25 protein-coding genes are annotated in these 21323 nt (G+C 63.3%); 10 read left to right on the top strand and 15 right to left on the bottom strand.

Going from position 1 to position 21323, the window contains the following annotated elements:
* Nucleotides 1-295 precede the first annotated feature (295 nt).
* The 3 genes from AWB82_RS26390 to AWB82_RS26400 all read left to right on the top strand — a co-directional run bounded on the left by AWB82_RS26390 (nucleotide 296) and on the right by AWB82_RS26400 (nucleotide 2252).
* On the top strand, nucleotides 296-805 hold the full coding sequence (locus tag AWB82_RS26390; protein ID WP_086972299.1) for a GAF domain-containing protein: 510 nt from the start codon (nucleotides 296-298) through the stop codon (nucleotides 803-805).
* Nucleotides 802-1200 (top strand): DUF302 domain-containing protein, encoded by a 399-nt coding sequence (locus tag AWB82_RS26395; RefSeq protein ID WP_086972300.1) that lies wholly within the window; start codon nucleotides 802-804, stop codon nucleotides 1198-1200. The genes AWB82_RS26390 and AWB82_RS26395 overlap by 4 nt, the downstream gene beginning before the upstream one ends.
* A gap of 68 nt (nucleotides 1201-1268) precedes the next feature.
* The gene (locus AWB82_RS26400) at nucleotides 1269-2252 is read left to right on the top strand and encodes a substrate-binding domain-containing protein (protein WP_086972301.1); all 984 of its coding nucleotides are present in this window, start codon (nucleotides 1269-1271) and stop codon (nucleotides 2250-2252) included.
* Between the two features lie 6 nt (nucleotides 2253-2258).
* On the opposite strand, the gene AWB82_RS26405 is transcribed toward AWB82_RS26400, so the two are convergent.
* Entirely contained in the window at nucleotides 2259-3431 is a 1173-nt protein-coding gene (locus AWB82_RS26405; RefSeq protein ID WP_086972302.1) for a fumarylacetoacetate hydrolase family protein, read from the bottom strand.
* A 101-nt stretch (nucleotides 3432-3532) separates the two neighbouring features.
* On the opposite strand from AWB82_RS26405, the gene AWB82_RS26410 reads away from it, so the two are divergent.
* Complete coding sequence (locus tag AWB82_RS26410) at nucleotides 3533-4279, top strand: IclR family transcriptional regulator (protein WP_086972303.1); 747 nt, start codon at nucleotides 3533-3535, stop codon at nucleotides 4277-4279.
* On the opposite strand, the gene AWB82_RS26415 is transcribed toward AWB82_RS26410, so the two are convergent.
* Nucleotides 4258-4812: a universal stress protein gene (locus AWB82_RS26415; protein ID WP_086972304.1), complete on the bottom strand. Its 555-nt coding sequence runs from the start codon at nucleotides 4810-4812 to the stop codon at nucleotides 4258-4260. The two genes, AWB82_RS26410 and AWB82_RS26415, sit on opposite strands and share 22 nt — an antisense overlap.
* 380 nt (nucleotides 4813-5192) lie before the next feature.
* Here AWB82_RS26415 and AWB82_RS38890 point away from each other — a divergent pair, with 380 nt between their 5' ends.
* The gene (locus tag AWB82_RS38890) at nucleotides 5193-5318 is read left to right on the top strand and encodes a hypothetical protein (protein ID WP_268811043.1); all 126 of its coding nucleotides are present in this window, start codon (nucleotides 5193-5195) and stop codon (nucleotides 5316-5318) included.
* Here AWB82_RS38890 and AWB82_RS26425 read toward each other — a convergent pair.
* A complete protein-coding gene (locus AWB82_RS26425; RefSeq protein ID WP_086972305.1) occupies nucleotides 5315-5554 on the bottom strand; it encodes a hypothetical protein in 240 nt (79 codons plus the stop codon). The two genes, AWB82_RS38890 and AWB82_RS26425, sit on opposite strands and share 4 nt — an antisense overlap.
* A 219-nt stretch (nucleotides 5555-5773) precedes the next feature.
* Between AWB82_RS26425 and AWB82_RS26430 the strand changes: the two genes are divergently transcribed.
* Entirely contained in the window at nucleotides 5774-6232 is a 459-nt protein-coding gene (locus tag AWB82_RS26430; protein ID WP_086972306.1) for a response regulator, read from the top strand.
* Between the two features lie 13 nt (nucleotides 6233-6245).
* On the opposite strand, the gene AWB82_RS26435 is transcribed toward AWB82_RS26430, so the two are convergent.
* The 3 genes from AWB82_RS26435 to AWB82_RS26445 all read right to left on the bottom strand — a co-directional run bounded on the left by AWB82_RS26435 (nucleotide 6246) and on the right by AWB82_RS26445 (nucleotide 8273).
* On the bottom strand, nucleotides 6246-6656 hold the full coding sequence (locus tag AWB82_RS26435; protein ID WP_086972307.1) for a hypothetical protein: 411 nt from the start codon (nucleotides 6654-6656) through the stop codon (nucleotides 6246-6248).
* A 229-nt stretch (nucleotides 6657-6885) separates the two neighbouring features.
* On the bottom strand, nucleotides 6886-7236 hold the full coding sequence (locus AWB82_RS26440) for a hypothetical protein (protein WP_086972308.1): 351 nt from the start codon (nucleotides 7234-7236) through the stop codon (nucleotides 6886-6888).
* Nucleotides 7237-7343: 107 nt separating this feature from the next.
* Nucleotides 7344-8273, bottom strand: coding sequence for a serine hydrolase domain-containing protein (locus AWB82_RS26445; RefSeq protein ID WP_159462627.1), 930 nt, complete (start codon nucleotides 8271-8273; stop codon nucleotides 7344-7346).
* A gap of 194 nt (nucleotides 8274-8467) precedes the next feature.
* Between AWB82_RS26445 and AWB82_RS26450 the strand changes: the two genes are divergently transcribed.
* A complete protein-coding gene (locus AWB82_RS26450) occupies nucleotides 8468-9907 on the top strand; it encodes an AarF/UbiB family protein (RefSeq protein WP_086972342.1) in 1440 nt (479 codons plus the stop codon).
* 4 nt (nucleotides 9908-9911) lie between these two features.
* On the opposite strand, the gene AWB82_RS26455 is transcribed toward AWB82_RS26450, so the two are convergent.
* The 9 genes from AWB82_RS26455 to AWB82_RS26495 all read right to left on the bottom strand — a co-directional run bounded on the left by AWB82_RS26455 (nucleotide 9912) and on the right by AWB82_RS26495 (nucleotide 18459).
* Nucleotides 9912-10724 carry an IclR family transcriptional regulator gene (locus AWB82_RS26455; RefSeq protein WP_086972310.1) on the bottom strand — a complete coding sequence of 271 codons (813 nt, stop codon included), beginning with the start codon at nucleotides 10722-10724 and terminating at the stop codon, nucleotides 9912-9914.
* Nucleotides 10721-11458, bottom strand: a complete 738-nt coding sequence (locus AWB82_RS26460) for an SDR family NAD(P)-dependent oxidoreductase (RefSeq protein WP_086972311.1) — start codon at nucleotides 11456-11458, stop codon at nucleotides 10721-10723. Before AWB82_RS26460 ends, AWB82_RS26455 begins: the two co-directional genes overlap by 4 nt.
* Before the next feature lie 11 nt (nucleotides 11459-11469).
* On the bottom strand, nucleotides 11470-12771 hold the full coding sequence (locus AWB82_RS26465; RefSeq protein ID WP_086972312.1) for an MFS transporter: 1302 nt from the start codon (nucleotides 12769-12771) through the stop codon (nucleotides 11470-11472).
* A 50-nt stretch (nucleotides 12772-12821) separates the two neighbouring features.
* Nucleotides 12822-13349 (bottom strand): 2,4'-dihydroxyacetophenone dioxygenase family protein, encoded by a 528-nt coding sequence (locus AWB82_RS26470; protein ID WP_086972313.1) that lies wholly within the window; start codon nucleotides 13347-13349, stop codon nucleotides 12822-12824.
* Between the two features lie 180 nt (nucleotides 13350-13529).
* Entirely contained in the window at nucleotides 13530-13874 is a 345-nt protein-coding gene (cyoD, locus tag AWB82_RS26475) for a cytochrome o ubiquinol oxidase subunit IV (RefSeq protein WP_086972314.1), read from the bottom strand.
* Entirely contained in the window at nucleotides 13874-14482 is a 609-nt protein-coding gene (cyoC, locus tag AWB82_RS26480) for a cytochrome o ubiquinol oxidase subunit III (RefSeq protein ID WP_086972315.1), read from the bottom strand. The genes cyoD and cyoC overlap by 1 nt, the downstream gene beginning before the upstream one ends.
* Nucleotides 14482-16491, bottom strand: a complete 2010-nt coding sequence (cyoB, locus tag AWB82_RS26485) for a cytochrome o ubiquinol oxidase subunit I (RefSeq protein ID WP_086972316.1) — start codon at nucleotides 16489-16491, stop codon at nucleotides 14482-14484. Before cyoB ends, cyoC begins: the two co-directional genes overlap by 1 nt.
* A 2-nt stretch (nucleotides 16492-16493) precedes the next feature.
* On the bottom strand, nucleotides 16494-17378 hold the full coding sequence (gene cyoA / locus AWB82_RS26490) for a ubiquinol oxidase subunit II (protein ID WP_086972317.1): 885 nt from the start codon (nucleotides 17376-17378) through the stop codon (nucleotides 16494-16496).
* A 238-nt stretch (nucleotides 17379-17616) separates the two neighbouring features.
* Nucleotides 17617-18459 carry an IclR family transcriptional regulator domain-containing protein gene (locus AWB82_RS26495; protein WP_086972318.1) on the bottom strand — a complete coding sequence of 281 codons (843 nt, stop codon included), beginning with the start codon at nucleotides 18457-18459 and terminating at the stop codon, nucleotides 17617-17619.
* Between the two features lie 122 nt (nucleotides 18460-18581).
* Between AWB82_RS26495 and AWB82_RS26500 the strand changes: the two genes are divergently transcribed.
* Genes AWB82_RS26500 through AWB82_RS26510 form a run of 3 tightly spaced genes read left to right on the top strand, consistent with a single transcriptional unit; the run spans nucleotide 18582 to nucleotide 21321 of the window.
* Nucleotides 18582-19841, top strand: coding sequence for an aromatic ring-hydroxylating dioxygenase subunit alpha (locus AWB82_RS26500; RefSeq protein WP_086972319.1), 1260 nt, complete (start codon nucleotides 18582-18584; stop codon nucleotides 19839-19841).
* A 17-nt stretch (nucleotides 19842-19858) separates the two neighbouring features.
* Nucleotides 19859-20329 (top strand): aromatic-ring-hydroxylating dioxygenase subunit beta, encoded by a 471-nt coding sequence (locus AWB82_RS26505; RefSeq protein WP_086972343.1) that lies wholly within the window; start codon nucleotides 19859-19861, stop codon nucleotides 20327-20329.
* On the top strand, nucleotides 20326-21321 hold the full coding sequence (locus AWB82_RS26510; protein WP_086972320.1) for a PdxA family dehydrogenase: 996 nt from the start codon (nucleotides 20326-20328) through the stop codon (nucleotides 21319-21321). The genes AWB82_RS26505 and AWB82_RS26510 overlap by 4 nt, the downstream gene beginning before the upstream one ends.
* The last annotated feature ends 2 nt before the right edge of the window (nucleotides 21322-21323 follow it).

Consider the following 21323-nt stretch of genomic DNA (forward strand, 5'->3'; position numbering starts at 1 on the left):
TTATTTAAGAACGACGGCGCGTCGAAGTAAAGGAGGGAAATCCCGGAGCGGCTGTTTAAGCGTTTTTTGAAAAGACGGATGCGTGAGGCACGATGCCCGACCACCGCAAATCACGGACCCGGTGAGCTTTCACACTAGGCGATGCAATCAGCAGTTCCAAGCTGCGCGCCGATGCTTTTGCGACGAGCTTTCAAGCCCCGATGAATCAACTTTCGACGCGCGGCGCGCGCGAAGCGCCGGGCGAATCGATGTGCTATCGTCTGCGACACTTTTCGACAACTCGTTCGCTGTTGCCATGTTTTCGATCTCCCAGGCCACGCACGCCAGCAAGGCCGTGCAATACGACGATCTGCTTCAGCAAGCGCGCGCGCTCATCGCCGATGAAACCGACTTCATCGCCAATGCCGCGAATTTCTCGTCGCTGATCTTTCATGCGCTACCCGATCTGAACTGGGCCGGCTTCTACCTGTTCGACGGCGCCGAACTCGTCGTCGGGCCGTTTCAGGGCAAGCCGGCGTGCGTGCGCATCGCGCTCGGACGCGGCGTTTGCGGCACGGCCGCGCGCGATCGGCGCACGCAGGTCGTGCCGGACGTGCACGCGTTTCCCGGCCATATCGCCTGCGATTCGGCGTCGCGCTCCGAGATCGTCGTGCCGCTCGTCGCGAGCGACGGCACGCTGATCGGCGTATGGGACGTCGATAGCCCGGTGCCGAACCGCTTCGACGACGAAGACGCGCTCGGCATGGAAGCGCTGTGCACGGCGTTCATCGCGCTCGCGTGGACGAAGCGCGAGACAGCGCGATGAGCGTTGACTCTGCGGATAACGGCGTCGTCACGATCGCGAGCGCGCACGGCGCCGTCGCGACCGCGGACAAACTGGAGGCGCTGATCCGCGCGCGCGGGCTGATGCTTTTCGCGCGTATCGACTTCAGCGGCGACGCCGCGCGCGCCGGCCTTGCCATGCCGCCAAGCCAGTTGCTCGTGTTCGGCAATCCGCGCGCGGGCACGCCGCTGATGCAGGCCGTGCCGACGGCAGCGCTCGACTTGCCGCTCAAGGCGCTGGCGTGGGAAGACGCGGACGGCCGCGCGTGGCTTTCCTATAACGCGCCGGATTATCTGCAAGCGCGTCACGGACTCGATGCCAGCCTGATGCAGCCCGTCAGCGGCGTGGCCGCGCTCGCGGAAGCGGCGGCGCGCTAACAATTTGGCGTTACTGGCGGCCGGGCGCCTGCGTCTACAATGAGACGTTTTCATCTGTCTCAAAATTCATGACGAGCCTTGTCCGCCGCCGCCTGCTTGCCGCGTGCGCCTTGAGCGCGTGCGCATTCGCACGCGTGCGCGACGTGCGCGCGGCATCGGATAAAGCGACCGTCGCGCTCGTGCTGAAGTCGCTCGGCGATCCGTTCGTCGTGTCGATGATCGACGGCGCGCGCAACTATCAGCGCCATTACGCATCGCAACTCGATCTCACGACGAACGGCACGCTCACCGACAACGACGTCGCCGGGCAGATTCACATCGTCGAGACGTTCATCGATACGAAAGTCAGCGCCATCGTCATCGCGCCCGCCGATTCGAAGGCGTTGCTGCCCGTGGCGGAGAAGGCGATCGCGGCGGGCATCATCGTGATCGCGATCGACAATCCGTTCGACGAAGCCGCGCAGGACGCGGCGCGCGTCACGATTCCGTTCGTCGGGCCGGACAGCCGGCGCGGGGCGAAGCTCGTCGGCGCGTATCTCGGTTCGAAGCTGAAGACGGGAGATGAAGTCGGCATCATCGGCGGGCCGCCGAACGATCGCAACGCGCAGCAGCGCACGCTCGGCTTCACGGAGTCGATGAACGCGGCGGGCATGCGCATCGCCGCCGTGGACAGCGGCGACTGGACGGCGGCGAGCGGCAAGGCGAGCGCGCTGGAAATGCTCTACGCGCATCCGGACGTGCGCGGCCTGCTCTGCGCGAACGACAACATCGCGATGGGCGCGATCGACGCGATCCGCATCGCCGGAAAAAACGGCCGCGTGCTGGTGACGGGCTACAACAACATCGACGCCGTGCAACCGATGCTCGACGACGCACGCCTGCTCGCGACGGTCGAGCAATTCGGCGCGCGGCAGGCGGTGTTCGGCTTGGATGTCGCGGTGAAGGCGCTGCTCGAAAAGCGGCGGCAAATGGATTTGTCGCCGTATATGGAAACGCCGGTGCAACTGGTGACGAAAGCGCAGGCGAAAGGGTTCCGGTTCGGGGCTTCCTAGACCGCCTTAAACCAATCCGCGCGCGGCGAGACTTCGATACAACGCGCGCACGCCGAACGTCCACGGCTCGATTTCGGTCGACAACCTCACCGTATTGACGAGCGCGCCGAGACTCGGCGTCGAGATGGTCACGACATCGCCGAGATGATGCGTGAAACCGCCGTCTTCGGTGTCGCGGTCCTTGATCGGCGAGAACATCGTGCCGAGAAACAGCATGAAGCCGTCCGGATACTGATGATGCGCGCCGTGCGTCTGCGTGACGAGATCGGCGGGATCGCGGCTGATTTCGCTCATGTGGCTCACGCCGTCGAGCACGAAGCCATCGTCCGCGCCTTCGATGCGCAGCGACAAGCTCGTGGCGCGCACCGAATCCAGCGTGAAGCGTTCGTCGAAAAGACGCACGAACGGGCCGATCGCGCACGACGCGTTGTTGTCCTTCGCCTTGCCCAGCAACAGCGCGCTACGGCCTTCGATATCGCGCAGATTGACGTCGTTGCCGAGCGTCGCGCCGACGATCTCGCCGCGCGCATTCACCGCGAGCACGATTTCCGGTTCCGGGTTGTTCCATTTCGAGGTCGGATACAGGCCGACATCCGCGCCGAATCCGACCGACGACATCGGCTGCGACTTCGAGAACACTTCCGCGTCCGGCCCGATGCCCACTTCCATGTATTGCGACCACGCGTCACGGCGCTCCAGCTCGGCCTTCAGCTTCGCCGCGCTTTCGGAACCCGGCTTGATCTTCGAAAGATCCGCGCCGATCAGCTTGGTGATCGTGTCGCGCACTTCCTGCGCGCGGCTCGCGTCGCCGCCCGCCTGTTCCTCGATCACGCGCTCCAGCAAGCTCACCGCGAACGTGACGCCGCACGCCTTCACCGCCTGCACGTCGCAGGGCGCGAGCAGGCGCGGGCCGTCGGCGGATGCGTCGAGCGTCGCTTGCAGCAGGTCCTGAACGTTGCCGAGATGCTCGCCTTCGGCGTTGCGGGCGATGTCGAGCGCGTCGGCGTTGTCGAAGAGATCGGCGGTGGTCGGCGCGGCGCGCGTGATGTCGAATACTTCGCCCCGGCGCACCGCGACGACGGCGGGACCGTTCACGGGCGCGGGACGCCAGACGCGGCCGATCAGCACGGCGTCGGCGAGATCTTCGGGCAGACAGGAGGAGACGTTGACGGTTTGCATGAATGCGAATGAAGGGCGGAAAAGGAATGCCGATCGTAGCCCGCGTGTCCTGATGTGTCCATCGGGTTGATTGAATGTCCAGCCTGTTGGAATATTCGTGCATGGAAAAAACTTACGACGTCCCCGCGCTGCGCCGCGCAAACGACATTCTCGAAGCCCTGGCCGCCGCCGCGAAACCGGTGCGCGCAGCCGCGCTCGCCGAACGCACCGGACTCTCGCGCAGCACGCTTTATCTGATGCTGGAAACGCTCGCGCGCATGCAATGGATCGAAAAACGCGACGACGGCTACATGATCGGCGTCGGCCTCTTCGAACTCGGCAACGCCTACGTGCGGCACGACAAGCTGCAAGCCGCGTTTCGCGACGGCGCGGGCGCGTTCATCAACAAGCACAACGAGGTCGTGCAACTCGCGGTGCTCGACGGTGTGCAGGTGGTGTATATCGCGCGCGAAGATGCGCATCGCCCGGTGCGGCTCGTGTCGGATCTCGGTTCGCGCCTGCCCGCGCATTGCTGCGCGCTCGGCAAGGCGCTGCTCGCCGGAATGACCGACGAAGCCGTGAGCGAGCGCCTTCCCGAGCGTCTCGAAGCGGTGACGCCGCGCACCATCACGCGGCGCGCGGCGTTGTTGCGCGAACTCGCGTCGATTCGCGCGAGCGGCCTCGCGATCGAGCGTGAGGAAGTCGCCGAAGGTCTTGCGTGCTTCGCGGCTTACGTCGGGATGACGCCGGCGGGCAAGCGCGTCGCGGTATCGACGAGCGTGCCGGTCGGCCGGCTCGATCCGAAACGCGAAAAGCAGATTTCGATCGGCATCGTCCAGCTCGCGGCTCACTTGCGCGGCGCGCTTTGACGATGCGAGCGGCGCGCGTCCGCATGGCCCGGTGACGCGGCGAAGCGCGCCTCGACCGCATCCATTTCCCGGTCCGCGGGAAGTTGCGCCGCTGCGTGCGCCGCGATCAGCACGTCGCATCGGGCGTGCGAGCAGACCACGTCGCGCAGTCGCGCTTCGCCGTGCCGCCACGCGGTGTCGGCCTCGCCGCCGAGCACGATGAGGTCCGCGCCCGCCGCTTTCGCCTCCCGCGCGATCAGTGCGCCGACGCTCGTGCCGTCGAGCGGCTGCGTGACGCTGCGCGCGATGCCGTCGATGCCCGCGCTTTCGATCAGCCGCGCCGCGTAGCGCGTGACGGCGCGCGCGTGGTCCTCGATGACGTCGAGCGTTTCGCCCGGATTGCTGTCGGCGGTAACGATGGCCCACCACGGCGTCTGATCGACGATATGCAACGCGGTCAGCCGCGCGTTGCAGTCGCGGGCGCGCGTGATGGCCGTGGTCAGGGCGCTTTCGCTGAGGCTCGTGCCTACCGCGACGAGAATGTGCTTGTACATGATGAGTCTCCGTTCCGTTTCGTTTCGCTCAGACCGGATGATCGGCGCGCAGAGTTAGCTCCGAATGAGCACACGACGCCGCGTCTTTTACAAAGGAATTTAAGAAGGACGCGCTCGCGTTGAAACGCGCGTCGCGCGGATTCCCGCCACGGCGCACACACGAAGCGTCTCTGCTCGAATCGCAAGGCGTGTACGACAGGTGCGACGGCTTCGGCGCGAACGCATCGATTCCGCGACCCGACCGGTCACGCTCTTTCAGGACGGCTTCGATGCATCGTGGGATCGGCGAATGCGCAGACGCAGGCCGAGATCGAAAGCCGCAACGATGCGCTCGTGTCGCTCGAATCGGAAGTCGCGCGTGCTCGACGCCGAACGGAAGCTTGCACAGACGCGCGAGCAACTCGCGCAATCAATCGACGGTCAACGTGACGACCGATCTCATCGCCGTGTACAAGTCGCTCGACGGCGGATGGCAGGACGACGCCGCCGCGACCGCGCAAAACTAAGGTCTGCGCTTTTTCCAGTCGTAGTCGGCGGGTGGATCGGCAACGCCGGGCTTGCCGACCGAATGCGGATTTTCACTGCATAGCGTGACGAAGCCAATGGACTCGCCGTCGGACTGGCGGCGGCGCAGGTCTTCCGCGAAACGCAGCGCTTCGGCGAGCGCGTTTTCGTCGAAGCGCTTGTAGCAGGCCGCGCCTTCGACGTTAGGGTTGCCGCCAAGCCAATACACGACGAACATCGATTAGCCTCTCATCTTGGGGATGTATGCACCATCGTCGACGCTCACGCGACGGCGATGCAGATCCTGCACGGCGACGGTGCATCGGCGCGCCGCGACAGCCAGCGGGTATTCCCGAAGTGTAACGTCGGCCGGCCGCGCGCCGCCTGACGATGCGCTCCCGGGGCCCGCGAGGGAACGATCGTTGCTGTCATCTCCGTTCATTCCGAGGCCTGAACGATGCAACGACACGACCGTGTTTCTTCGCAAGCGCTGTGGCATATTCCGCCAAGCGCGATGTGCTACGACGAGCCGCGCGTGCTCATCGCCGATGACGATATGGACGCGACGCGCGCGATTTGCCTCGCGCTCGAAGACGCCGATTTCACCGTGCGCGCGGTGCACACGGGTCTCGACGCCGTGACGCTCGCGCGCAAATGGCGGCCGGGCGTGGTGCTGCTCGATCTGATGATGCCGCTCGGCGACGGCTGGGAAGCGGCCGAGGCGATCCGCGCAATCGATTTGTCGATGCTGCTGATCGCGCATACGAGCTGCACGGACCCTGAGGATTTGAGGCGCGCGCAACGCACGGGCTTCAATGGCTATTTCGTGAAACCGACGGAGCTCGACGGAATGATCGCGGTGCTGCGCGATTATTTCTCGGCGCGTCTAGGCGACACGGTCCCAACGCGTTCATAGCATGGGGAATCGCTCAGGCGTCGGGGCGCTTGTGGGACGTATGGACCAGCTTCAATGCAGGCCGGCCGCGGCTGCGCTCGCCGCGATCCTGCAGCATGGCCTCCCAGTACTGGCAATAACCCGCCCAGAAAGGCATCTGCGCATGCGCGGACACGGCTTCGGGCAGGCAATCGGGCAGCATGCCGCTTAGACGCCGGATCTCCTTGTGCTTCCACTGCAGCAGCGTCCGCCGGTGTCCGCGCAGCGGCGGCCACGATGCGTTCATTTCGTCGACCGTCAGCCTGAGGCCTTCGGCGGGACGCGAAGCCATTGTGTTCAGGACGTTCGTCTGCGGCGACGGGCCGCGTTCATGGCAGATGATTGCGCCGATCTGGCCCAGGATATACATGACTCTCGCCGTCGGCGTTTCGGAATGGTGTTGCATGGCGCCTCTCTGTTTTGTCGTTACCAGTTATTGCGATTTGAGCGCCTCTGAGCGAGTTCATCTCAATATTGATACGTTGTCTTGTTATTAAGATACAGGAAGGCGATTGTTACGCATCACGAATCGACGAAATGATACAAAAATGCCCTCGCACACCGATGCGAGGGCTTGGCTATCGTCAGGTCAGGCGAACCGGCGCTGCGCGCGGTCCTCCTTTGGCGCCACAGGCTCAGTGGCCTTGAGCGACTGGCAGAGGTTGGGGACTTTTGATGGCCTCTTCTTTCTGACGATGCTCGATCGCCGCGCGAACGCCGCGTTCGTAGTAGGTCTGCGCCATGTGCTTTTCGAGCGCTTCGAGATTCGGAATCTGCTCTTCGGCGAGCGACTGCATCAGCGTGAACATTTCGCGCTTGAAGGGTTCGGCGAACTCGCCGAGACGCTCCATGCCGCCCGGCGCGGCGAGCGTGTCGATGAGCGACGCGAGCCGACGCGCGCGGCTGCGGCAATGTTCGCCGATCGGCATCGAATGAGAAACGACAGCATTGCCTTGGGCGTCGACGGTAACTTGAAGGGATTTCATTTCCACACCGTTAATTTGCGATGAGTGCTATTAAGCATCATCCCGATTAAGAAACGGCTAAGACGCATCCTATAGAATGTTTCGCTTGCTACAACGAACTGGATCGATCAGCGAAACGAGTCCATGTGGTCGAGCACGAATTGCTCGAAAAGTCGGCGCACATGTTCCGTGGGAGGATGGATTTCCGACGCGACCGCCGCGACGATCAGCTCTCGCCGCGCGATGAAAATGAACTGTCCGCCGTGTCCCGCCGCGAAGACGTAACGTGGATCGATCCAGCAGAGATAGCCGTATTGGGCATCGTCCATCGGCGGACCGCCGTCGCTTTGCACGGATATGGCTTCGTCGATGAACGCTTCGTCTATGATTCGCGCGCCGCGCCATACGCCGCGATGCATCATCAGGAGGCCGAGATCGATCATGTCGCGTGTGCGCAGCATGAGGCCGCGTCCACCGAACGTGTGGCCGTCCTCGTCGCTGATCCATTCGCCCGCCGAGATGCCGAGCGGCGCAAACAGCGCGTCGCGCGCATAGCATTCGAGCGTGCGTCCCGAAACTGATTCGATGACCTGCGACAGCAACTGCACCGCGTGCGAGTCATATTCGAAACGCATGCCGGGCTGCGCGATCGGCCGTCGCAGAATGAAGCGCAGACGGCTCTCTTCGCGGCTGAACTGTTCGCAGGGACCGAGCACGCACTCGTCGACGACGCTTTGATCCCACTCGAAGCCCGACGTCATCGTGAGCAGGTGCCGGAGCGTGATGCGCTTAACGCGTCGATCGAGATCGTGCTCGCGCATCTGCGGCAAGATCTGGCCGACAGGCGTGTCGAGCGGCGGCAGCAAGCCTTCGTGCAGCGCCGCGCCGACCGCCAGTCCGACAACGGTCTTCGTGACCGAATTGACGTCGTGCAAGGTTTCCGGCCCGAGGTCGCTTCGATAGTGCTCGAACACGACGCGATCGTCATGCGCGACCAAGAAACTGCGCACACCGGCCTGCTCGGTGAGCGCCTGACGCAACTCCTTTTCGAATGTCATGGATGAATCAAGTGAGCGTGAAGATAAGTAGGATAACAAAGTAAGTGATTTCGTTCCTCGATCGAGAGATGAAGATCGAGCCATCCGTGTGCAACGTCAGCGAAATCGTGTTACACATTGAGCAATCCGGGTGCCACGCACGAGCGGCATCGCAGCCTTTCAGCGGTTTCAATTCACTTTCGACGAGCCTGAATTTGTTTCTGCGACGACTTGCGACGCTCTGGCGGCTTGGCCGGGCGTTCGTCCACGAAAGCCATCTGACAGGCGACGGCGCAGCGATGACGCGCGTGGCGCATTTCTTCGCCACGCACGGCGCACGCGCCGCGCCGCTCGGCGCCGGCGTGCCTGCGCTTTCGCAACTCTCGCGCGTGCTGGAAAACGCATCCGGCGCGCTCGCGCGTCATCCGGCGCTCGCGGAAACGGCGGTGCGCGTCGCGCTGACCGAAGTCGACGGGCTTTTCACGCCTTACGACGCGACTCGCTTTCGCGACGCGTGCAAGGCCGCGTTCCCGCCAACGCTATCTTTCGAACTCACCGATCTGAGCGACGTGCCGCTGCGCTCGGGCATCGCGGAGCAGACGCATCGCGCGCGCATCCGCGACATGGCGGTGCGCGTCACGCTATTGCGCGCCGACGCGCATGCCGAACTAGACGACGATCTCGACCTCGCGCTAGCGGCGGCGCGATTCGCGGAACGACGCTCGGCGAAGGCGCGCGACCTGCATCCGGTGGAGTGGGTGCGGCGTTCACGCGAGAGCGTGGAAGCGATGATCGATCTGCGCCAGCGCGCCGCGGACCAGAGCTACTTGCGCTTCCGCCTGCGTGACGACGAGCGTCTCGCCGTGCCCGAAGTGCTCTGGGACTATTGCAACGATTCGGTGCTGACTACGCGCGCGATCGAAACCGCCGCGTTCTCGGACGCGCAAGCGCTCGCGTCATGCGGGCTCGATCAGGCCGATGTCCTCGCGACGCTCATCGAAGCGTTCTTCGAAATGGCGCTGGGCGTCGGGCTGTATCACGCGGGACTGGATGCGGCGGGCGCGCGCGTGAGCATCGAGCGCGAGACGCGCGGCCAGATCGTGCTCGAAGCCGACAATCCGATGATGTTCTTCGCGGCGCACGAACGCGACTTCATCGTCGGCGTTTCGCATGCGCTGATGGAGGGCGATCACAAGGCGGCGGCGCGCGCGCATCTCGAACACGGCCGCCCTGAGGCGAACGCGACGCAGCATGAAGTGCGCGTCGAAGCGACGTATCGGCGCGAAGCCGAGCGTTTTGCTTCACCGAACGCGCGCCGCAATGTCGGCGTGGCGCATCTGTTCGGCGCGATCGGCAAGGCGCCCGCGGAGCACATGTTCAGCGCGTCGCACGGGCGCATTGCGTCGCGGGCGGTGCTGCTCTCGCGCTCGGCGGAACGCATCGAGCGCGCCGCGCAGCAGATCGCGCCGGACCTCGATGTGTGGAAGATCGCGCGCAAGGTCATCGTGCGGCTCGCGGCGGATCAACTTAGCTTCAGGAGCATAGCGGCGCGCTTCGCGCACGAGGCGACGCATTGGCCGCACACGTTGCCGCGTCTGCCACGGCTGATTGCGCAGCGCGCGGACGCGGCCGGCACGTTCCGTCGCGTCCGGTAACGCGTCAGCGCGTGCCTGGCGACATGCGTTCCGCGACCGCGCGGCACGCTTGCCTCAACGGTTCGACGTAGGTTTCGAGCGGCGTCGCGCTCTTTCTGAACAGCGGAATGCTGACGCTGACGCAGCCGAGCGTCACGCCGTTCGCGCCGACGATCGCGCAGCCGTAGCAGAAAATCTGCGCCTCGTTTTCCTCGCGGTCTTCGGCGTAGCCGCGCGCGCGGGTCGCGTCGAGTTCCGCGTCGAGCGCGCCTCGATCGACGATGGTATTCGGCGTGAAGCGCGCGAACGCGATGCCGTGCAAAAGCGCATCGCGTTCGGCGGGCGATTGTGTCGACAGATAGGCCTTGCCGACGGAACTCGAATAGAGCGTCACGCGCGTACCGATACGCGAGGCCATGCGCACCGCATGCGGACTTTCGAGCTTCTCGACGTACACCATCTCGGAGCCGCTTCGCACGGCCAGATGCACCGTTTCCTGCGTCGCGTCGCGCAGCGCCTGCAACGCGTCGGTGGCGGCGATGCGCAGATCGGAGCGCTCCCAACTGCGGCTCGCGAGCGACATCAGGCGCGGACCGGGCGCGTAACATGCGCCGCGCGCGCTCTCGACGACCAGGCCTTCCGCGATCAACGCACCGACGATGCGATAAACGGTCGGGCGCGGATAACCGCTCGCCGTGGTGAGACGCGCGATGGTCGGCGCTTCGTCGGCATCGGCGATGAGTTGCAGCACCACCATGAACTTCGAGAAGGCGGCGGTGCCGGTGGCTTTGGCGGCGTCGAGGGCGGGAGAGTCAGCAAGCATGATGCTGCGAATCATGCCACGAGATAGCCGCCATCGACGGGCACGATCGCGCCCGTCATGAACGACGCCGCCGGCGACGCGAGAAACGCCGTCACGCGCGCGACATCTTCTGGCAAGCCCCAACGCTTCATCGGCGTGCGGTCGAGAATGGCTTGCGAGCGGCCGTCGTCCTCCTGCAGCGCTTGCGTGAGCGGCGTCGCGATCCAGCCGGGCGCGACCGCATTCACGCGAATGCCGTCGGCGGCATAGGCGATCGCGAGCGATTTCGTCAGTTGCGCGACGCCGCCCTTGCTCGCGCTGTACGCGGGCACGAGTCCGCCGCCGAAGAACGTCAGCATCGACGCCGTGTTGACGATCGAACCTTTGCTCTTCGCGAGCAACGGTCGCGCGTGGGCGCACATGCGCATCGTGCCGTTGAGATTCACGGCGATCACGCGCTCGAAGATTTCGATGTCATGCTCGTCGCCGCGACGGATCATGCCCGCGCAGTTGACGAGCACGTCGAGCGAATCGAGGCTGGCGAAAAGCGCGGCGGCGCTGTCGGCATCGGCGACATCGAGGGCGGCGAGTTCGATGCCATCGCCCAATGCACCCAATGCATCGCGTTGCGCATCGCTCGGCGCGAGGCCGGCGGCGATCACGCGCGCGCCGAGTGCCGCGAACTGCTGCGCGATGCCCGCGCCGATGCCCTGCGTTCCGCCGGTCACGACGACGGTCTTGCCCTTGAAGAGATCAGCTTGAAAAGTCATATGGTTTCGATTCAGACGACGGGAACGGCGGCGGCTTGCTGCTCGGCGTCCTCGATTGGCGCGCGCACGACGAACATGTAGACGAGCGCAGCGGCGAACGCGACGGCCGCGCTGATCAGGAACGCGTTGACGAACGAGTGCGTCTTTTCGACGACGAGACCGGTGATGAACGGCGCGAACGAGCCGCCGAAATAGCCGCCGAAGTTCTGGATGCTGCCGAGCGACGCGACCATGTGGCGCGGCGCGGCGACGGAAACGAGCGCCCACGCGGCGCCGCTCGCCATGTTGACGAAGAACATCGCGGCCGAGAGATACACGATGGCGAGCGTGAGATTCGGCGTGAACGCGGCGGGCACGGTGAAGAGCGCGCCACCGATGAGACCCGAGCAGATCGGCCACTTGCGGCTTCGGATCGGAGCGACGCCGCGCGCCATCAGGCCATCGGCGATAAAACCCGAAGACAGCATGCCGAGCGTGCCCGCGAGATACGGAATCGTCACGACCCAGCCTGTCTTCGCGATCGTCAAATGACGCTCGTGTTCGAGATACGCGGGCAGCCACGTCAGATACAGCCACACCATGTAGATCACGCCCATGAAGCCGAAGATCATGCCCCACGTGGTCGCCTTGCCGAACAGCCCGCGCCATTCGGCGAAGGTCATGTTGCGTTCCGCGCGCTGCGCCGGTTCGCCCTCGGTCAGATGCGCGAGTTCCTGCGCTTCGAGCTTCACGTCTTTTCGATTGCGATAGACGATGTACCAGCCGATCGACACCGCAATGCCGAGCACGCCCATGATGACGAACATGTTGCGCCAGCCGAAGGACAGCAGCAGTACCGTGAGGATCGGCGGCGCGAGCGCGGGTCCGATCGTCGATGAGGTGACGAAGATGCCCGTCGGCTTGCCGCGTTCGCGTTGCGCGAACCATTCGGACACCACTTTCGCGCCCGCCGGAAACTGCGGCGCCTCGCCGATGCCGAGCGCGATGCGCGCCGCGAGAAACTGGTGCAGGCCGGTGACGAGCCCGCCGAACAACTGCGCGACCGACCACACGAACATGCCCAGACCGAGCATGATGCGCGCGCCGAAGCGGTCGAGCATCACGCCGATGGGCAACTGCGAGAACGCATAGGCGAACGAGAACGCGGAGAGCAGCAGGCCCATCTGCGAGGCTGAGAGCCCGAGTTCCTGCGTGACGGAGTGATTCGCGATCGAGAGCGTGCTGCGATCGAGATAGTTCACGATGCCCGCGAGCGTCAGAAACGTGAGCGCGATCCACTGAATGCGCTTCAGGCGCGGTGATTTTTCCAGCATGTTGTCTCCTCCGAATGCTCTTTTGAGTCTGCTAGAGGTGGTTGGGGAAATTAACGAATGAACTGATCGACGAAGTCCGCGCCGAGACCGACCGACTCGTAATGCTTGCGGCACATGTCGACTTTGGTGAATACGTCCTCGTAGCCGGTGTAGTTGCCGTACGGGTCGCAATAGAACATCACGCCGTTCACCTGGAAGTAGGTGATCATCTCCTCGACGTCTTCCGGCACATAGAGCGTGTGCGTTTCGCCGGGCGGCTCGAAGACGTAGCTGCCTTCGGTCGCCTCCCAGTCATGTTCGAGATAGCGCCAGCGGCCTTTCAGCACCATGCCGTGTACCGCTTGCGGATGACGGTGACGCGACAGCACGCCGGATTTGCGCACACGCAGGAGGTTCATCCAGTAGCCAGTCGACACATTCAGGCATAGCGGACGGAACCACACGTTTTCGGCCTGCGGCACCCACTCGCGTTCGTCGGTGGGAATCGCGCTGGGCACGACGATCTCTTTCTGCGCTTCCTTGGGGAACGGAAGTTGATACGGCGTCATGGCGTCCGCGGCGGGCTTTGGCGCGCTCATCGTGTCTCCTTGTCCATATTGTGGATTGTCAAATCAAATTATGGACAGATATTCTTCCTCGTTTCGCGGATTGTCAAGATTCTTCACCGGATGATGAATTCGCGCAGGAGTGGCGTTTTCGACGGACGAAAAAAAGGCGGACCCGCGGGTCCGCCTTCGATCACTGAAAAACTTAAGCGATTAGCGCGCCATCATCAACATATGCACGTTATGCATCACCCAGACGGTGCCGACGATCAAAATCAGCGACATCGCAATGGTGTACGCGAACGACAACAGATGCCAGCGCTGTCCCTTCGACGTGTTCACGTGCAGGAAGAAAACGACATGCACGATCACCTGTACCGCGGCCAGCACGGCCAGCACGACCAGCGCGCTTTCGCCCTTGAACGCGCCCGAGGTCACGCTCAGGAACGACGCCACGGTCAGCACGACCGCCAGCACGAAGCCGAGGAGATAACCTCCCGCGCTGACGTGCGGAACATCGCTGTGATGCGCGTCATGGTTGGTATGTGTAGTAGCCATTACACGAAACTCGCAAGATAGACGAAGGAGAACACGCAGATCCAGACGATGTCCAGAAAGTGCCAGAAGAGGCTCAGACACGCGAGACGACGCAGGCGCCGCTCTTCCGAGCCCGTCTTGAGCACCATCTGTACGATCAGCACGAGCATCCAGATCATGCCGAGCGTGACGTGCAGACCGTGCGTGCCGACCAGCGTGAAGAACGCCGACCAGAACGCGCTGCGGCTCGGGCCCGCGCCTGCGGCCACGAGATGCGCGAACTCGTGCAGTTCGAGGTACAGGAAGCCCGCGCCCAGTGCGAACGTGACGACCAGCCACGCCAGCGTCATGCACGTCTTCTGGCGCGTCGCGCTGATCATCGCGAATCCGAAGGTCAGGCTGCTCGCGAGAAGCAGGCCGGTTTCGAAACCGACATCGTTCAGCTTGAACAGATCCTTGCCCGTCGGGCCGCCCACTGTCTCCATCGCGAACATTGCGAAAGTCGCGAAGAGGGAAGCGAACAGCACGCAGTCCGTCATCAGGTAGGCCCAGAAGCCGAACACCGATTGCGACGGGACGTGCTCATGCTCCTGAGCGTGTTGCGGGGATTGCATCGATTGCGACGACATTAGACAACCTCCAGTTCCACATCGCGCGCCGCGCCCGTCTTGAGCGGCGACTGCGGACCCTTATAGCCTTCGATGGCCATGACGGTCGATGCGGGAATGATGTAACCCTCGTTCTTCAGGAAGCTGTGAGCGATGGCGGTAAAGGCAATGCCCAGGGCACAGACGATGGCGAGCCACCAGATATGCCAGATCAGCGAGAAGCCGAGCACCATGCTGAATACGCCGATGAAGATGCCCGCGCTCGTGTTCGACGGCATGTGGATGTCGCGGAACGCGCCTTGATAGAGGCTCTTGCCGGTTTCCTTGGCTTCTGCGAACGCGTCCAGTTCGTTGATCTGCGGTATGCGCGCGAAGTTGTACTTCGGCGGCGGCGAGCTGATGGACCATTCGAGCGTGCGGCCATCCCACGGATCGCCCGTGACGTCGCGATACTCAGGCTTGTTACGGTTCTTGGTCGAAACGATGATCTGCGCGGCCTGGAACACGACGCCCACCGCAATGATCGCCACGCCCACGGCCGCGACGATGAAGTACGGTTGCCATTCCGGGTTGTCGTAGTGATTCATGCGTCGGGTTGCGCCCATGAAGCCGAGCACGTACAACGGCATGAATGCCACGAAGAAGCCCACGATCCAGCAAACGACGGCGCTCTTGCCGAGCTTTTCGTTCAGCTTGAAGCCGAACACCTTCGGCCACCAGTACGACACACCTGCGAAGTAACCGAACACCACGCCGCCGATAATCGTGTTGTGGAAGTGAGCGATCAGGAACAGCGAATTGTGCAGCAGGAAGTCCGCGCCCGGGATGGCGAGCATCACGCCGGTCATGCCGCCGATCGTGAAGGTGATGATGAAGCCGATCGACCACAGAATGTGCGAAGTCATCTGCACACGGCCGCGGTACATCGTGAACATCCAGTTGAAGATCTTCACGCCGGTTGGAACGGCGATGATCATCGTCGCTATGCCGAAGAACGCGTTGACGTTCGCGCCCGAGCCCATCGTGAAGAAGTGATGCAGCCACACGAGGAACGCCAGCACCATAATGCAGCACGTCGCGTAGACCATCGTCTTGTAGCCGAACAGCGGCTTCTTGGAAAAGGTCGCGACGACTTCCGAATAGATGCCGAAGGCCGGCAGAACCAGAATGTAGACCTCGGGATGACCCCAGGCCCAGATCAGGTTCAAATAGACCATCGGGTTGCCGCCGCCGTCATTCGTGAAGAAGTGCATGTCGAGGTAGCGGTCCAGGCCCAGCAGCGCGAGCGCCACGGTCAGGATCGGGAACGTCGCCATGATCAGCACGTTCGAGCAGAAGGCCGTCCAGACGAACACCGGCATCTTCATCCACGTCATGCCGGGCGCGCGCATCTTCACGATGGTGACGAAGAAGTTCACACCCGAAAGCAGCGTGCCGACGCCCGAGATTTGCAGCGCCCATATGTAGTAGTCGACGCCTGTGCCCGGACTGAACTGCGTCTCTGAAAGCGGCGGATACGCGAGCCAGCCGGTCTTCGAGAACTCGCCGATGAACAGCGACAGGTTGATCAGTATCGCCGCACCCGCCGTCATCCAGAACGACAGCGAGTTGAGCATCGGGAAAGCCACGTCCCGCGCGCCGATCTGAAGAGGTATGACGAGGTTGAAGAGTGCGACCAAGAGCGCCATGGCCATGAAGAAGATCATGATGGTGCCGTGCGCCGAGAAAATCTGGTCGTAGTGATGAGGCGGCAGATAGCCAGGCGAGTCCATCGCGATGGCCTGCTGCGCGCGCATCATGACGGCGTCGATGAAGCCGCGCACGAGCATGAGACCCGCCACGACCAGATACATCACGCCGATGCGCTTATGGTCGGTGGAAGTCAGATACTCGCGCCAGAGCCAGCCCCACTTGCCGAATTTGGTGAGAGCGCCCACCGTACCAAGCACTATCACCGCCATGAGGGCGGTCGCCATCATGATGATGGGTTCGTGGTACGGGATCGCCTCAAGCGTTAATTTGCCGAACATGCTTACCCCTTGGTTGCACAATTTGCGCCTACTACGGAGTTGCCGTAGTTGTACTTCGCGACGATGTTATTGAAGAGCTTGGGATCGACGGTCGAGAAGTAGCGCACCGCGACTTTCTCGCTCGGACGCGCGACACCTGCGTAGACGTCCATGCTGAGGCTCTCGGGCGCGCTCTTGACCTTCTTGACCCACGCGTCGAAGTCGGCGCTGGACATGGCCAGTGCACGGAACTTCATGTCTGAGAAGCCCTTGCCGCTGTAGTTCGCCGAGATGCCCGCGTAGTCGCCCGGGTGATCGCTCAGCAGGTGCAGTTGGGTCTGCATGCCGGCCATTGCGTAGATCTGACCGCCGAGTTGCGGGATGAAGAACGAATTCATTACCGCATCCGACGTGACGCGGAAGTTCACCGGCGTGCCGACCGGAAAGGCGAGCTGGTTCACCGACGCGACGCCCAGGTCCGGATAGATGAACAGCCACTTCCAGTCGAGCGCGACGACTTCGACGTTGATCGGCTTGACATCGGATTGCAACGGCTTGTACGGATCGAGCTCATGCGTGGTTTTCCACGTCAGGATGCCGAGGTACAAGATGATGACGGCGGGAATCGCCCAGATCGCGACTTCAATGGCCGTGGAATGCGCCCACTTCGGCGCATACGTGGCCTTAGTGTTGGACGCGCGATAGCGCCATGCGATAAACAGGGTGAGCAGGATCACCGGGACTACGACGAGAAGCATGGTGTACGTCGCAGTGGCGATCAGCGAGACTTCAGCCGAGCCGATTACGCCTTTCGAGTCGAGCACCTCCAGCTTGCATCCCGAAAGAGAAAGACTGGCTATCAACCCCGATAACAATGGCACTGCTAAACGGTGGGTATTTTCATTCATTGCATTCGCTGGTTTCAATGATCGAAGCGTCCCGGGAAGAACGCCGTTGCACGGCTTTGCGCCGCGTCCAGATCATGCCACGCGCGATTTTTCGCGATGACGCGAATGGTTGAAATTTTGTCTCAGATCAAGCCGATGCGACGGAGTGTCGCGCGGGGAGCAGACGCTTGCGCCCGCTCCGAAAGGAGTAGATGAGTCTACAACGAAGGAGTGAGATTGCAGACGTAATAAAGGGTGATCAAAGCGCGCGTTCGAGCCGTGCGGCGACTTGCTGCAAGACCGGCAGGAAGTCGCGCCGCATCGCATCGACACTCACGCGCGCCGACGACACGCTCACGCTCACCGCCGCCTCGATGCCGCCCATGCGGTTCTTCACCGGCACGGCCATAGCGCGCATGCCGAGTTCGAGTTCCTCGTCGCTGATCGCGTAACCGTCCGTCTGCACGCGATGGATCGCGGCGATCACTTCGTCGGGCGCGCTGATCGTGCGCGGGGTGAGCTTTCTGAGCGGCACGGCCGAGATATGCCGCGCGATTTCGCCTTCCGATTTTTGCGACAGCAGCACGCGGCCCGTGGCCGAGCAATACGCAGGCAAGCGGCCGCCGAGCTTCGCGCCCGTCGACACGATGCGAAGCGCCTCCGCGCGCCCGACGAACACCGAATGCCCTTCGTCGAGCACGGCGAGCGACACGGATTCCTGCAACTCGTCACGCGCGGCGGCGAGCAGCGGCTGCGCGATCTGCGCGAGCGACGAGGTGCTGAGATACGCGCCGCCTAATCTGAGCATGCGCGGCAGCGGCGTGAAGAACTTGCCGTCGTGCGCGAGATAGCCGAGATCGACGAGCGTCAGCAGACACCGGCGCGCGGCGGGGCGCGTGACGTCCGCGAGGCGCGCGGCCTCCGCGACGGTCATCCGCACGGTCGTCGCGCTGAACGCCTCGATGATCGCGAGTCCCTTCGCGAGACCGCCCATTCCTTCGCGCGCACGGGGTTCCGACGCTTCTTCGGCGGTGAATTCGGAATCGGCTAGCGACGCGGGCGCGCCGTCGTCGCCGTTGACAGGCAATTTGACGGATGTCATGATAGTTCTATATTCGAACAATGTACGGTATTCGAACACATCGGCGAGGCAGTGTCAAGCGCCGGATCGGACAAGAAATCGGATGCCGTCGCGAGACATCGAGACATCGAAGGAGAAAACGCTTGAACATCATCCCCATCAAACCGGCGCCGCGCGCCAACGTGACGTGGCCCGAGGAAGGGCTGACGCGCGTGCCGTACAGCATCTTCCAGAGCCAGGACGTCTATGCCGACGAACAGGACAACGTGTTTCGCGGCGCGAACTGGAACTTTCTGTGCCTCGAAGTCGAAGTGCCGAATCCGGGCGATTTCCGCTCGACGTTCGTGGGCGATACGCCCGTCGTCGTCACGCGCGATGAAGACGGCGAACTGTATGCGTTCGAAAATCGCTGCGCGCATCGCGGGGCGCTCGTGTGTCTCGAAGACCAGGGCAACGCGAAGGACTTCAGTTGCGTCTATCACGCGTGGACTTACAACTTGCAGGGCGATCTGCTCGGCGTCGCGTTCAAGGACGGCATCAACGGCAAGGGCGGCATGAAGCCCGACTTCTGCATGGAAGATCACGGCCTGCGCAAGCTGCGCGTCGAGACGCTGCACGGCCTCGTGTTCGGCAGCTATTCCGACGACGTCGCGCCGCTCGATGAATATCTCGGCGAGGAAATCGTGTCGCGCATCGCGCGCGTGCTCGAAGGCCGCAAGCCTGTCGTGCTCGGCCGCTTCACGCAGATGCTGCCGAACAACTGGAAGCTCTATGTCGAGAACGTGAAGGACTCCTATCACGCGAGCATCCTGCATCTGTTCTTTACGACGTTTCAGTTGAATCGGCTTTCGCAGCGCGGCGGAATCATCGTCGATCCGAGCGGCGCGCATCACGTCAGCTATTCGGCCGTCGATCATGCGAAGGAAACGGCCAGCGCCGATTACTCGCAGCAGAACATCCGCTCCGAAAGCGGTCATCGGCTGGAAGACACATCCGTGCTCAAGGGCACTGATGAATTCGGCGACGGCATCACGCTGCAAATCCTTTCCGTATTCCCTGGCTTCGTGCTGCAGCAGATTCAGAACGCGATCGCCGTGCGCCAGATCCTTCCCCGCGGCATCGCGGAGACCGAACTCAACTGGACCTATCTCGGCTTCGAGGACGACACGCCCGAGCTGCGCGAAATGCGTTTGCGTCAGGCGAATCTCGTCGGCCCGGCGGGATATGTGTCGATGGAAGACGGCTGCGTCGGCGGCTTCGTGCAACGCGGCATCGAAGGCGCGGAGCACGCGTGCTCGGTCATCGAAATGGGCGGCGACACCGCCGAGAGCAGCGAGAGCCGCGTGACGGAAGCCTCGATTCGCGGGTTCTGGAAGGCGTATCGCCACGCAATGAACTATTGAGCACGACGGGGACCAGCATCATGCAAGACACTTTTCAGTTGATCGCGCGGGCGCAGGCAGAATACGCGCGCTGCATCGACGATGGCGATCTGACGCAATGGCCGGACTTCTTCGTCGGCGAATGCGTGTACAAGGTGACGACCGAGGAAAACCACAAGCGCGGTCTCGAAGCGGGGCTGATCTACGCGGCGTCGCGCGGCATGCTGATCGACCGCATCGCTTCGCTGCGCGATGCGAACATCTACGAGCGCCATGCATATCGGCATTTGCTCGGACAGCCATACATCGTGTCGGAGAATGGCGACGAAGTGCGCAGCGAAACCTCGTTCATGGTCGCGCGCATCATGCGCGACGGCACGACGAGTCTCTTCGTCACCGGTCGTTATCTCGACGTCTACGTGCGTCACGAAAGCAGCGTGAAACTGCGCGAGCGAATCGCGGTGTGCGACAGCTCGCGCATCGACACGCTGCTCGCATTGCCGCTATGACGCGCGCCGCTTCCGTCATCGCGCTTTGCATCGGCGACCCGAACGGCATCGGACCGGAAATCGCCGTGAAAGCGGCGGCGCGGCTCGCGCTCGACGAAGGCCCGCGCGCGGTGCTCGTCGGCGATGCGCACGTGATCCGCTGGTATGCGCGACGCTGCGCGCCATTGTTCGACGTGCGCGAAGTATCCGCCGATGCCTTGCCCGCGTTCTCTCCCGCCGCGCTCGACGTGCTGAACGTCGACGCCCTTCCCGCCGATTCGTTCAAACCCGGCGCGGTGAGCGCGGCGGCGGGCGCGGCGACGCTCGCGTATGTGCGCGCGGCGCTCGATCTCGCGCGCGCTGGACGCGCCGATGCCGTCATCGCATGTCCGCATTCGGAGACCGCGATCAACGCATCGGGCACGACGTTCGCGGGCTATCCCGGTTATGTCGCGAAGCATCTCGGCCTTGCATCGGACGACGTGTATCTGCTGCTCGTCGGCGGCGGCCTGCGCATCGTTCACGCAACGTTGCATGAAGGACTCGCGTGCGCGCTTGCGCGTCTCACGTCGAAACAGGTTGAAGGCGCGGCTCGCGCGGCCGTGCGCGCGATGAACGCGCTGGGAGTCGAGCGGCCGCGCATCGGCGTGATGGGCATCAATCCGCATGCGGGCGAAGGCGGCTTGTTCGGCCGCGAGGATATCGACGTGACCGAGCCGGCCGTCGCGACGTTGCGCGATGAAGGCATCGACGTGATCGGGCCGCAAGGCGCGGACTTGCTGCTCACGCGCGAGGACATCGACGTGTTCGTCGCGATGTATCACGACCAGGGCCACATTCCGGTGAAGCTGCGCGCCGGGCGCAACTCGGCGGCGATGTCGATCGGCGGCGACGTGGTGTTTTCGAGCGTCGGACATGGCAGCGGCTTCGATATTGCCGGCCAACTCGTCGCGGACCCCGCGCCCTTGCTCGGCGCGATCGGTCTCGTGGCACGCGGCTCATCGCCAGCTTGAAA

Origin of the sequence: Caballeronia glebae, assembly GCF_001545035.1 — a bacterium.
Classification (GTDB): domain Bacteria; phylum Pseudomonadota; class Gammaproteobacteria; order Burkholderiales; family Burkholderiaceae; genus Caballeronia; species Caballeronia glebae.